Here is a 12,658-nt window from a genome sequence, read left to right on the forward strand (position 1 = left end):
CTGCGGGGGGCTTCGCCGCCCGGTAGGTGGCGGCGCCCCATGCCGGGTTCGCCCCCGCCCCCCGCCCCTTCTCGCGCTGCGCGCGAGGGGGTGGTGCTCCCGCGCTCGGCCCCGTGGCGGCTTCGCCGCCGGGCCACGCGGCACCTGCCGCGCGACGACCCGCCCCGGAGGGCGGGTGGGTGGCGCGGCACGACCGCAAGGCCGGGGCACCGGGCGCGTGGAGCGCGCCGGTGGCCCGGGCCCTGCGGGCCGCGCGCCGAGTGCGTAGCGGCCGGTCAGCGCCAGATCGCCGCCGGCAGTGCGCGGTTGTCGTAGTCGAAGAGGGCCTGGTTCTCCCAGGCGTTGCCTGAGTTGGGGTCGTACGGGTCCCAGCCGTTGCCCGGTACGGCCGTCCAGGCCGGTTCCCAGTAGAAGACGCCGAGGCCCCGGTTGTTCGGGACCCGGGAGATCACCGTGGTGATCGACTGCATCCACTGCAACTGGCCCTCGGGGATGGCCGGGATGCCGGCGACCGGTTCCCGCGCGGTGATGATCTGCGGGTGGCTGTCCTTGCTGTCGATGCGGAAGGGGTAGGCGGTCTCGGCGACCAGCACGTCCTTCCCGTAGCGCGCCGAGACGTCGTTGAGGTTGAACCGCAGGTCGTCGAGCGTGCCGTGCCAGTAGCCGTAGAAGGACAGCGCGATGACGTCGAACGAGACGCCCTGGGCCAGCGCGTTGTCGAACCACCAGACGGTGCCGGAGTTGTTGCCGCCCTCGGCCAGGTGGAGCGCGACCTGGACGCCGGGGGACGCGGCGCGGGCCGCCCGCACGCCGGAGTTGAGCAGACGGCCGAGCTGCGGCCAGTTGGTGTAGCGACCGTCGGGCCACAGCATGCCGCCGTTGATCTCGTTGCCGATCTGCGCCATCGCCGCCGGGGTGCCCTGCGCGCGCAGCCCGTCGAGGATGTCGTAGGTGTGGTCGTAGACCGCGCGCTCCAGGTCGTTGAAGCCGAGGTTGCGCCAGGCGGCCGGCTTGGTCTGCTGGCCGGGGTCGGCCCAGGAGTCGGAGTAGTGGAAGTCGATCAGGGTGCGCATGCCGAGGGCCTGGGCGCGCCTGGCCATGGCGAGGATCTGCGGTTTGCCGTGGTAGCCGTCGGGCGAGTTCACCCAGACCTTCAGCCGGACGTAGTTGGCGCCGCCCTCCTGGAGGATGCGGACGGGGTCGCCGGCGGTGCCGTTGGCGTACCGCCAGACGCCGCCGCGGGCCTCGCCCTTGGGGACGGAGGACAGGTCGACGCCCTGGATCCGCACCGGGGCGGCCTGGGCCACGCCGGCGGTGAAGGCGGATAACGCGACGGGCGCGGCGAGTGTCGCCGCGCCCGCGCGGAGGAGGGCTCTTCTGCGCATCTGCATCATGGGTCCCTTCCTTGACCTCATCCCCTCCTTCTCGAGGGGATCCCGACCCTCGCGGGTCGGACTTTCTGCTTCACCGCCGACAGCCCCCGTGGGCGTACCACGAGCCGAGGTCTTACACCAGCTCCACAGACGTGACTTCCCGCCAGCCCGGCGGTAGGTCCGAAGACGGTGAAGAATCTAGCCGATTTCCCCCCGTCCGTCACAGTCGGTACTTCTCTCGCCACTGACGTGCACCACCCGCACGGTCCCGGCGGGGACGACGAGGCGGCCCGCCACGCGTTCCCCGGTGAGCAGTTCGGTGCCGTGCGCCGCCAGGTCGACCTTGGCCTCGGTGGCGGTGTGGTTGATGGCGAAGACGTAGTCGCCGCCGTCGCCGCGGCGCCGCACCAGCTCGACGTCGCGCTGGAGTTCGTCACGCGGGGCGATGCCGGCGTCGACGGTGGCGGCGGCCAGCACGGCGTCGAGCCCGTCCCGGCCGATGCGCGAGGAGACGTACCAGGCGGTGCCCGCGCCCAGTGCGTGCCGGGTGACGGCCGGGCCGCCGGCGGCCGGCCCGTCGGCGTAGTGCCAGACGGGCTCGGCGCCCCTGGTGACCAGGGTCTCGGCCCAGACGTCGCCGGCCAGGCCGGGGCGTTGCATGCCGTCGGCCGAGGTCAGGCTCACCCACTCGCCGGCCCGCAGCGGCTGGAACTCCTCGACGGTTAGGCCCAGTACGTCGCGCAGCGCGCCGGGGTGCGGGCCCGGGTGGACGGCGTCGTGCTCGTCGACGATGCCGGAGAAGTAGGAGACGAGCAGGGTGCCGCCGTCCTCGACGTAGCTGCGGAGGTTGGCGCCCGCGGTGGCGGTGGCGAGGTAGAGGGCGGGCACGACGGCCAGCGGGTGGCCGGTCAACTCGCCTTCGGGATGGACGAAGTCGACAGTGAGGTGGCGGTCGTAGAGCGCCGCGTAGTATGCCTCGGCGCGCTCCCTGGTGTCCAGGTCCTCGCTCGGCCGCCACTCGAGGCGCTGCGCCCACCAGGACTCCCAGTCCCAGACCATGGCGACGTCGGCGACCGTACGGCTGCCCCTCAGGGGCGCCAACGCACCGATGTCGGCGCCGAGTTGGACGACCTCGCGCCAGATGCGGCTGTCGGTGCCGGCATGCGGGACCATCGCGGAGTGGAACTTCTCGGCGCCGAAGCGGGAGGCGCGCCACTGGAAGAACATGGCGCCCTCCGAGCCGCGGGCCACGTGGCCCAGGCTGTTGCGGGCCATCTCGCCCGCGCGCTTGGCGATGCCGCGGGTCTGCCAGTTGACGGCGCTGGTGGAGTGTTCGAGGAGGAGCCAGGGGCGGCCGCCGGCGACGGAGCGGGTGAGGTCGGCGGCCATGGCGAGGTTGATGTGGTTGCGGTCCTCCTCGGCCACCAGGTAGTGGTCGTTGGTGACGAGGTCGACCTCGCGGCCCCACTTCCAGTAGTCGATGGTGTCGCACTGGGTGGGCGAGACCATGAAGTTGGTGGTGACGGGGACGCCTGGCGAGAGCTCGTGCAGGATGTCGCGCTCACGGACGAAGTTGGCCAGGGCGCTGTCGCTGGCGAAGCGGGCGAAGTCGAGGCGCATGGCCGGGTTGGCGACGGTGGGGGTGAGCCTGGGCGGCTGGATCTCCTCCCAGTCGCCGTAGCTCTGGCCCCAGAACGCGGTGCCCCAGGCGGCGTTGACGGCGTCGAGGTCGGCGTAGCGCTCGCGCAGCCAGCGGCGGAAGTCGGCTGCCGAGGTGTCGCAGTAGCACTCGAGGACCGGCACCCCGTACTCGTTGTGCACGTGCCACATCCGCACGGCGGGGTGGCGGCCGTAGCGCTCGCCGAGCGCGGTGGTGACGCGGGCGGCGGCCTGCTGGTAGGCGGGCGAGCTGTGGCAGATGGCGCCGCGTGAGCCGAAGGCCCAGCGCACGCCCTCGCGGCTGACGGGCAGTGCCTCGGGGTGGGCGCGGTAGAACCAGGCGGGCGGCACCACGGTGGGGGTGGCCAGGTCGACGGCGATGCCGGCGTCGTGCAGCAGGCCGATGATCCGGTCGAGCCAGCCGAAGTCGTAGGTGCCGGGGGTGGGTTCGAGCTTGGCCCAGGAGAAGATCCCGAGGCTGACGAGGGTCACGCCGGCCTCCCGCATGAGCGCGACGTCCTCGGCCCAGACCTCCTCCGGCCACTGCTCCGGGTTGTAGTCGCCGCCGAACGCGAGTCGGTCCATGGCACTCTCCTTGGGCCGCCTGTGGGCCACAGTCTGGGAACGTACACAGTCTCTGCCGGACTGCATATCCCCAACATAAGCGCACAGCAACAACCATTGACAAGTGTCCGAATGGTTTCTCTACTGTGAACGCTCACAGTCTGAGCCCTCACCACACGGAGGACGCGATGAAGCTCCACCGCACCCTTGTGACCTGCCTCGCGACCACGCTCTCCGCAGCGGCCCTGGCCGGCTGCGGCGGCTCGGACGACGGCGACGCGTCGGGGTCCGGGCCGGTCGACCTCACCTACTGGGCCTGGGCGCCCGGCATGCAGGCCGTCGTCGACATCTGGAACGAGGCCAACCCCGACATCCAGGTCACCGTCAGGGAGCAGGCCGGCGGCGACGACCTGGTCACCAGGACGATCACCGCCGCCCAGGCCGGCGAGGCGCCCGACCTGGTGCAGGCCGAGTACCAGGCGATCCCGACCCTGGTCAGCAACGACGTGCTCGCCGACATCTCCGGCGAGCTCGGCGACGAGGTGGCCGACGCGTTCGCGCCCGGCGTCTGGCAGCAGGTCACCCTCGGCGGCGAGGCGGTCTACGCCGTGCCCCAGGACTCCGGGCCGATGATGTTCTACTACCGCCAGGACCTCTTCGAGGAGTTCGGCCTCGAAGTCCCCACTACCTGGGACGAGTTCGCCGACACCGCCCGCGCGCTGCGCGAGGCCGACCCGAACCGGTACCTGACCACCTTCTCCGCCAACGACGCCGGACTCTTCGCCGGCCTCGCCCAGCAGGCCGGCGCCCAGTGGTGGACCACCGAGGGCGAGACCTGGCGGGTCGCCATCGACGACGAGGCCACCCGGCGGGTCGCCGACTTCTGGGGCGGCCTGGTCGCCGAGGACGTCATCAGCAACGAGCCGATGTACACCCCCGCCTGGAACCAGGCGCTCAACGACGGCACCCAGATCGCCTGGGTCAGCGCCGTCTGGGCACCCGGCACCCTCACCACCGCGGCTCCCGACACCGAGGGCCAGTGGGCGATGGCCCCGCTCCCCCAGTGGAACGCGGGCGAGAACGCGACGGGCAGCTGGGGCGGTTCGAGCACGGCCGTGACCAACGACGCCGAGGACCGGGCGGCCGCCGCCGAGTTCGCCACCTGGCTCAACACCGACCCCGAGGCCCTGGCCGCGCTGGTCCGCGAGGGCGGCGTCTACCCGGCCGCCACCGCGGCCCAGACCGGCGACGCGCTCGCCGAGCCGCCGGCCTACTTCGCCAACCAGCCCGACTTCTACTCGCTGGCCGCCGAGATAGCCGCCGGCACCGCGCCCGCCGCCTGGGGCCCCAACGTCAACGTCGCCTACTCCACCTTCAACGACGCCTTCGGACAGGCCGCCGAGAGCCGGGGCGACTTCGCCGCCGCGCTGACCACCATGCAGCAGGCCACCGTCGAGGACATGGAGTCCCACGGCTTCCAGGTGGCTCGGTGAGCAGGACCCGCCGCCAGGCGTACGGGGCGCGGCGGCGCGCCCCGTACGCCTTCCTCGCCCCCGCGGTCGTGCTCTTCCTGCTGTTCTTCGCGCTGCCCATCGGCTACGCGATCTGGCTCAGCCTGCACCGGATCGAGGTCCAGGGTCTCGGCCTCGGCAGCGGCGCCCGCTCCGAGGTGTGGACCGGGCTCTCCAACTACGCGGACGCGCTGGGCGACTCCGAGCTGCTGGCCAGCGCCCTGCGGGTGCTCGGCTACGGCCTGATCGTGATCCCGGTGATGCTGGGTCTCGCCCTGCTGTTCGCGCTGCTGCTTGACGCCGAGCGGGTGCGCGGCCGGCGTTTCGGCCGGCTGGTGATCTTCCTGCCCTACGCGGTGCCCGGTGTGATCGCCGGCATGCTGTGGGGCTTCCTCTACCTGCCGTCGGTCAGCCCGTTGCACGACCTGCTCGACCGGTTCGGCCTGCCGGCCCCCGACCTGCTCGGTGGCGGCCCGCTCTATGTCGCGATGGCCAACATCGCGGTCTGGGGCGGCACCGGCTTCAACATGATCGTGATCTACACGTCGCTGCGCGCCATCCCCACCGAGATCTACGAGGCGGCCCGCCTCGACGGCTGCTCGCAGGCGCAGATCGCGTGGCGCATCAAGATCCCGATGGTGGCGCCCGCGCTGGTGCTCACCTTCTTCTTCTCGGTCATCGCCACCCTCCAGGTGTTCAACGAGCCGACCACCCTCAGGCCGCTCACCAACGCCATCCCCACCACCTGGAGTCCGATGATGAAGGTCTACCAGGACGCCTTCAGGGGCGGCGACATCCACTCAGCCGCCGCCACCGCCGTGATCATCGCCGTGGTCACGCTGGTGCTGTCCTTCAGCTTCCTGCGCGTGGCCAACTCCCGTAACCGCCAGGAGGAGGCCGGCCGATGACCCGCCGGATCGCACTGCTGCCCACCGCCGCGCTGCTGCTGGGCGCCGTCTACTGCCTGCTGCCCGTCGCCTGGGTGTTGATCGCCGCGACCAAGGCCGGCGACGAGCTGTTCTCCACCTTCACCTTCACGCCGGGCACCGGTCTGCTCGACAACATCGCGGACCTCAACGACTACCGGGACGGCGTCTACTGGCGGTGGATGGCCAACTCAGGCCTGTACGCCGGCGTCGGCGCCCTGCTGTCCTGCGCGGTCTCCGCGCTGGCCGGCTACGGCCTCGCCGTCTACCGCTTCCGCGGCCGGGAGGCCGTCTTCTCCGTGCTGCTCGCCGGGGTGCTGATGCCGCCGGTGATCCTGGCCGTCCCGCAGTACCTGATGCTGGCCGAGGTGGAGCTCACCGACAGCTATCCGTCGGTGCTGCTGCCGCTGATCCTCTCCCCCTACGGCATCTACCTGGCCCGGGTCTACGCGGCGGCGGCCGTGCCCGCCGAGCTGCTCGAGGCCGCCAGGGTGGACGGCTCGGGCGAGTGGCGGATCTTCCGCACGATCGCGCTGCCGATGATGCTGCCAGGCCTGGTGACGATCTTCCTCTTCCAGTTCGTGGCGATCTGGAACAACTTCCTGCTGCCGTACGTGATGTTGAGCGACGACGAGAAGTTCCCGATCACCCTCGGCCTGTTCACGCTGCTCAACCAGGGCTCCAACTCCCCGGCCCTCTACACGCTGGTGATCACCGGGGCGATGCTGGCGATCATCCCGCTGATCGCGCTGTTCCTGGTCATCCAGCGGTTCTGGAGTCTTGACCTGCTCTCGGGCGCCGTAAAGTCGTGACCTTGACTTCCTCCCCCGCCTGGAGGCGGGAGTTCCTACGGCTCGCGCCGTGGGGTTTTCTGCTTCGCCGCCGACTGCCCGCCCGGAGTTCTCCGTTGAGGTCTTACACCGGCTCCACAGACCGTCACCGCCAGCCCGGCGGCCTTGAGGTTGCGCGCCGCGTTCACGTCCCGGTCATGGGCCGTGCCGCAGCCCTCACACGTCCAGGCGCGGACGTGCGGCGGCATGCTCTCGGCAAGCTTGCCGCAGGCGGAGCACAGCTTGGAGGAGGGGAAGAAGCGGTCGACCACGACCACGTTCCGCCCATACCAGACCGCTTTGTACTCCAGCATGTTCCGGAACTCCGACCACGCCGCGTCCGAGTGGCGCGGGCGAGGCTCCGGTTCTTGACCATGTTGCGCACGGTCAGGTCCTCGATCACGAGCGTTTGGTTCTCACGCACGAGTCGAGTGGTCAGCTTGTGCAGGCCATCACGGCGGCGGTCGGTGACGCGGGCGTGGAGCCGGGCGACCTTCCGCCGGGCCTTGGCCCGGTTCGCCCCGTCGCCCTTGGCCTTCTTCGCCAGGCGGCGCTGCGCCAGAGCGAGCCGGGCACGGTCCTTACGTTCGTGCCGGGGATTGGCGATCTTCTCACCGGTGGAAAGCGTCAGCAGATGGTCAAGGCCCACATCGATGCCGACCGCCGCATCGGCGGCGGGCAATGGTTGGACACTGGGGTCTTCGCACAGCATCGAGACGAACCAGCGATCCGCGCTGTCCTGGGAGACCGTCACCGTGGACGGCACGGCGCCTTCCGGAAGCGGCCTCGACCACACGATGGCCAGCGGCTGGTCCATCTTCGCCAGCCGCAACTCACCGTCCCGGAAGCGAAACGCGGAGGTGGTGTACTCGGCGGACTTCCGCGACTTCTTCCGCGACTTGAACCGCGGGTATCTGGCGCGCTTGCCGAAGAAGTTCGTGAATGCCGTCTGCAGGTGCCGCAGCGTCTGCTGGAGCGGCACCGACGACACGTCGTTCAGGAAAGCCAACTCCTCGGTCTTCTTCCACGCCGTCAGCATCGCGGAGGTGGCGTTGTAGTTCACCCGCTCCTGCCGCGCCCACGCCTCCGTGCGGGCGGCAAGTGCCAGGTTGTAGACCTTGCGCACACACCCGAACGTGCGCGACAGCTCGGCCGCCTGCGCATCGGTCGGATAGAAGCGGTACTTGAACGCCCGCCTCGCACACGCCACGGTCATGCTCACAAACTAGTATGGCCACAGTTGAAGACCAAACCCGCGGGTCAGAGCACCGCGACCCGCCCCGGTGGCGAATCGCAGCACGTTGTCCTGCTCCGCAGGAATCCGATTCCTCCCCCGCCTGACGGCGGGGGTTTCCTCGGAGGTTCCAGGTGAGCGTGAAACCGGGAGAGCGACGCCGGCGGCCGACGATCCACGACGTGGCGCGGGTGGCCGGCGTCTCCCGGGGCACGGTCTCTCGGGTGCTCAACGGCGGCCACCACGTCAGCCCGGCCGCGGCCGAGGCGGTCAACGCGGCCATCCGCAAGACCGGTTACGTCGTCAACCGGCACGCCCGCTCGTTGATCACCGGCCGCACCGGCTCCGCCGCCTTCCTGCTCACCGAGCCGCAGGAGAAGTTCTTCGAGGACCCCAACTTCAACGTGCTGCTGCGGGGTTGCACCGAGGCGCTGGCCGCCCACGACATCCCGCTGCTGCTGATGCTGGCCGGCACGGTCGACGAGCAGCGCCGGATCGTCCGCTACGTGGGCTCGGGCCACGTGGACGGGGTGCTGCTGATCTCCAGCCGTGCCGGCAGCCCGGTGGCCGAGCAGCTGGTGAGGGCCGGCGTGCCCGTGGTGGTCTGCGGCACCCCGCAGGTCACCGGCATCCGGCTGGCGCACGTGGCGGCGGACGACCGGGACGGTGCCCGCACCATGGTCCGGCACCTGCTGGGCATCGGCCGGCGCCGGATCGGCATCGTCACGGGTCCGTTGGACACGCCGGGCGGCGTGGAGCGGCTCGCGGGCTACCGCGAGGTCCTGGCCGGGGCCGGGGTGCCGTTCGATCCTGAGCTGGTCGCCGCCGGCGACTACAGCCGGGACAGCGGCGCCCGCGCCGCCGCCGAACTCCTCGCCCGCCGCCCGGACCTGGACGCCCTGTTCGTCGCCTCCGACCTGATGGCCCAAGGCGCGCTCTCCGCCCTGTCGGACGCCGGCCGGCGGGTCCCGGACGATGTCGCGGTCGGCGGCTTCGACGACTCGGCGGCAGCCGTCTCCGCCTCGCCAGCGCTGACCACCGTCCGTCAGCCCTGGGACCGGATCAGCGCCGAGATGGTCCGGCTGCTGCTCGCCCAGATCGAGGGCCAGGACTCCTCGGCGGTGATCCTCCCCACGGAGCTGGTCCGCCGCGAGTCGGCCTGAGCCGCGCGGCCCTGGCCCACCCAACGTGCCGGTGCTGTAGCGGAACTGATTCATTCGCAAGATTGACCGGTTCCCGTCCCTCGCTAGATTGAACGCCGTGCCTGCGCCTCTGAATGCCGAAGACCCCACCACCATCGCCGGATACCGGCTCACCGCCCGCCTCGGCGAGGGCGGGATGGGAAAGGTGTACCTGTCACACACGCCCGGCGGTCGGCCGATCGCCCTCAAGGTGATCCGGCCGGAAGTCGCCAGCGACCCCGAGTTCCGGCGACGGTTCCGGCAGGAGGTACAGGCGGCCGAGCGGGTACAGGGCCTGTACACCGCGCCCGTCATCGACAGCGACGCGGACGGGCCCCAGCCGTGGCTGGCCACCGCCTACGTCCCTGGCCCCTCCCTGCACAGCGCCGTCCGGGAACACGGCCCGCTGCCGCTCCGGGCGGCGGCGCGCGTGCTGGCCGGCGTCGCCGAGGCGTTGCAGGTCATCCACGGTGCGGGCGTCATCCATCGCGACCTCAAGCCGTCCAACGTCCTGCTCGCCGCCGACGGCCCGCGGGTGATCGACTTCGGCATCGCGCGGGCGGCCGACGCCACCTCGCTGACCCGCACCGGCGTCGCCGCCGGCACCCCGGCGTTCATGGCACCCGAGCAGGCGATGGCCCAACCGGTCACGCCGGCGGCCGACGTCTTCGCCCTCGGCCTGATCGGGGTCTTCGTCACCGCCGGCTCCCCGCCGTTCGGGGACGGTTCGTCGCCGGCCGTGCTGTACCGCATCGTGCACGAGGAGCCCGACCTGTCGGGCGTGCCGGCGGAGTTGCGTGAGCTCGTGACCCGGTGCCTGGCCAAGGCCCCGGCCGACCGGCCGGCTCCGGCCGAGGTCGTGGAGATGTGCCGGCCGTTGACGGGCGGCACCCCGCTCCCGGCGGAGGGTTGGCTGCCGCCCGCCGTGAGCGCCGAGATCGACCACCACGCGGCGACGGTCACCTCGCTGGCCGCCCAGCCGGCTCCGCCGGCGACGCCCCCGGCGTCGTTCCCCGCCGCTCCGCCGGCCACGCCGTTTCCCACGCCCCCGCCTCCTGCGGGGTTCCACGCCACCGCGCCTGGCACGCCGACGCACGTCCCGCCGGCCGGTCCGGCGCCACAGCGGCCCCGTCGCGGACGGAACGCCCTGCTGGCGGCCGTTGCCGTCTGCGCTGTGGTCGCCGGCGTGGTCGTCGGCGCCACGTTGCTGGGCGGAGGCGGCGACGAGAAGGCGGGCAACAACGACGCGGCGGGTGACGCGACGTCGCAGACGCCGACAGACTCGGAGCCGGCCCCGGAAGAGGAGGAGAGCGGGGAGCCGACCGAGGAGGAGTCGGAGGCACCCACCGCCGAGCCGCCGGCCGATCCGGAGCCGGTCGTCTACGAGGACCTCTCGATCTCCGACTACTACGTCATCTCGCTGTGGCAGGACCCGCCGCGGCCGGTACGCGCGGAGGCCGGCCCCGGCTACGAGGGTGACCTCGGATACTCCGGATCGGACTTCATCCTCGAGCCTCGTCTGCTGACCACCGACGACAACACACTCGCCCTGCTCCGGCGTGACGAGACCGGCTCGCTCGACACCTGCCGCTCGGTGACCCGGTACACCGACACGCTCGTCATCGAGGAGGAGGCCCCGCCCGGCTCGGAGATCTGCCTGACCACCACCGCGGGGGACATCGGCCTCATCACGGTCAAGGACTACACGACCGAGTACGTGACCATCGACCTCACGGTCTGGCGCGGCGCCGCGCAGCAGACCGGCTGACCGCGCGCCGGCTCAGGCCGGCTGTCGTCGGAAGGCCCGGGCGCCCGCGAACAGGCAGAGCCCGGCCAGGGCGACGGTGACGGCGGCGCCGGCGGCCAGTGTGCCGTTGGCGTAGTGGCCGAGGAACGCCTCCCGCACGGCGTCCACGGTGTAGCGGATCGGCACGACCCGGGACGCGCCGTCCAGCCAGGCCGGGGCCAGGGTCATCGGCAGCAGCAGTCCGGAGAGCAGCATCAGCGGTATCGCCGCCGTGTTGGCCACGGCGGCGAACTCCGGGGCGGTGCGCGTCCGCGTGGCGAGCCCGTAGGAGAGGGCGGAAAGTGCCGCCGCCAGCACGCCCACCAGGAACAGGCCGATCAGCACCCCGGCGAACGGCGCGCGCAGCCCGAGGGCGAGGCCGAGCAGCACCAGGGCGACGGCCTGGGTCAGGAGTTGGACGACGTCGCGCAGGGTGCGGCCGAGCAGCAGGGCCAGCGGGCTCACCGGGGTGACCCGCAGCCGGTCGTACACCCCCAGGTTGCGGTCCATCAGCAGCCCGAGTCCGACGAAGGAGCCGCCGAGGAGGGTGAGTTGGACGAGCACGCCGGGGACGAGCGCCTGCCAGGACGTGCCGCCGGTGCCCAGGTCGAGCTCGGTCAGCAGCGGGCCGAAGAGGGCGAGGAAGAGCAGCGGCTGGAGCATGGCGAAGACCACGTTGGTCCGCGAGCGGAGGGTGGCCCGCAGGGCGCGGCCGAAGACGATTCCGGTGTCGGTAAGCAGGGTCACGGTGGGTTCCTGACGAGCGTTTCCTAGACGGCGAGGGGTTCGTCGGTCGCGGTGCGGCCGGTGATGGCGAGGAAGGCGTCCTGGAGGCTGGCGGCCGGGTCGCCGGCGTGGTGGCGCTTGAGCTCGGCCGCGGTGCCCTCGGCGGCGACGGTGCCGCCGTCCACGACGACGATGCGGTCGGCGAGCGCGTCGGCCTCGTCCAGGTAGTGGGTGGTGAGGAAGACCGTGGTGCCGTGCCGGTCGCGGATCCGCCGGACGAGCCGCCAGAGGTCCGCGCGGCTGGCCGGGTCGAGGCCCGTGGTCGGCTCGTCGAGGAACAGCACCTCGGGGCGGTTGACCAGGCCGAGCGCGATCTCCAGGCGGCGGCGCTGGCCGCCGGAGAGCGCGGCGGTGGGCCGTTCGAGCAGCTCGCCGAGCCCGAGGTCGTCGGCCAGCTCCTCCGCCCGGGCCGCGGCCTCGGCCCGGCCGAGCCGGTGCAGCCTGCCCTGGGTGACCAGTTCCTCGCGGCCGGGGCAGGCGGGGTCGAGACCGCCGGACTGCGCCACGTAGCCGATCCGCCGGCGGACGGCGGCCGGGTCGCGCCGCAGGTCGTGGCCGGCGACCTCGGCCTGGCCGCCGGTCGGCGGCAGCAGGGTGGTGAGCATGCGCAGGGTCGTGGTCTTGCCGGCGCCGTTGGGGCCGAGAAAGCCGAGGATCTCGCCGCGTTCGACGGTCAGGTCGACACCGCGCACCGCGTGCACGGGGCCGGTCCTGAGCCGGAAGGTCCGGGCGAGCCCCCGGGTCGTGATGACGGGGGATGACATGCGGCCGATGAAAACATAGCGCGCTGCAAAGATGCAATCGACTT

At 71.9% G+C, this 12,658-nt stretch carries 9 protein-coding genes and 1 pseudogene; 5 read left to right on the forward strand and 5 right to left on the reverse strand.

Going from position 1 to position 12,658, the window contains the following annotated elements:
• Positions 1-275 precede the first annotated feature (275 nt).
• Both E1265_RS04435 and E1265_RS04440 read right to left on the reverse strand, forming a co-directional pair.
• Positions 276-1,394: an arabinogalactan endo-1,4-beta-galactosidase gene (locus tag E1265_RS04435; RefSeq protein WP_243740526.1), complete on the reverse strand. Its 1,119-nt coding sequence runs from the start codon at positions 1,392-1,394 to the stop codon at positions 276-278.
• A gap of 177 nt (positions 1,395-1,571) precedes the next feature.
• A complete protein-coding gene (locus E1265_RS04440; RefSeq protein ID WP_132928884.1) occupies positions 1,572-3,617 on the reverse strand; it encodes a beta-galactosidase in 2,046 nt (681 codons plus the stop codon).
• Between the two features lie 167 nt (positions 3,618-3,784).
• Between E1265_RS04440 and E1265_RS04445 the strand changes: the two genes are divergently transcribed.
• From E1265_RS04445 to E1265_RS04455, 3 genes are read left to right on the forward strand one after another with little or no spacing between them, the layout of a single operon-like run.
• Positions 3,785-5,089, forward strand: coding sequence for an extracellular solute-binding protein (locus E1265_RS04445; protein WP_132928885.1), 1,305 nt, complete (start codon positions 3,785-3,787; stop codon positions 5,087-5,089).
• A complete protein-coding gene (locus E1265_RS04450; protein ID WP_132928886.1) occupies positions 5,086-6,015 on the forward strand; it encodes a sugar ABC transporter permease in 930 nt (309 codons plus the stop codon). Before E1265_RS04445 ends, E1265_RS04450 begins: the two co-directional genes overlap by 4 nt.
• The gene (locus E1265_RS04455) at positions 6,012-6,845 is read left to right on the forward strand and encodes a carbohydrate ABC transporter permease (RefSeq protein WP_132928887.1); all 834 of its coding nucleotides are present in this window, start codon (positions 6,012-6,014) and stop codon (positions 6,843-6,845) included. Before E1265_RS04450 ends, E1265_RS04455 begins: the two co-directional genes overlap by 4 nt.
• Positions 6,846-6,880: 35 nt before the next feature.
• Here E1265_RS04455 and E1265_RS04460 read toward each other — a convergent pair.
• Positions 6,881-8,079: pseudogene (locus E1265_RS04460) on the reverse strand (RNA-guided endonuclease TnpB family protein).
• Between the two features lie 152 nt (positions 8,080-8,231).
• Here E1265_RS04460 and E1265_RS04465 point away from each other — a divergent pair.
• Together E1265_RS04465 and E1265_RS04470 are read left to right on the forward strand one after the other, a co-directional pair.
• Positions 8,232-9,260 carry a LacI family DNA-binding transcriptional regulator gene (locus E1265_RS04465; RefSeq protein ID WP_243740527.1) on the forward strand — a complete coding sequence of 343 codons (1,029 nt, stop codon included), beginning with the start codon at positions 8,232-8,234 and terminating at the stop codon, positions 9,258-9,260.
• Positions 9,261-9,357: 97 nt separating this feature from the next.
• Complete coding sequence (locus E1265_RS04470) at positions 9,358-11,046, forward strand: serine/threonine-protein kinase (protein ID WP_243740528.1); 1,689 nt, start codon at positions 9,358-9,360, stop codon at positions 11,044-11,046.
• Between the two features lie 12 nt (positions 11,047-11,058).
• On the opposite strand, the gene E1265_RS04475 is transcribed toward E1265_RS04470, so the two are convergent.
• On the reverse strand, positions 11,059-11,811 hold the full coding sequence (locus tag E1265_RS04475) for an ABC transporter permease (protein ID WP_132928888.1): 753 nt from the start codon (positions 11,809-11,811) through the stop codon (positions 11,059-11,061).
• Positions 11,812-11,834: 23 nt separating this feature from the next.
• Positions 11,835-12,614: an ATP-binding cassette domain-containing protein gene (locus E1265_RS04480; RefSeq protein WP_132928889.1), complete on the reverse strand. Its 780-nt coding sequence runs from the start codon at positions 12,612-12,614 to the stop codon at positions 11,835-11,837.
• Positions 12,615-12,658 lie beyond the last annotated feature (44 nt).

Origin of the sequence: Streptomyces sp. 8K308, assembly GCF_004348315.1 — a bacterium.
Taxonomy (GTDB): domain Bacteria; phylum Actinomycetota; class Actinomycetes; order Streptomycetales; family Streptomycetaceae; genus Streptomyces.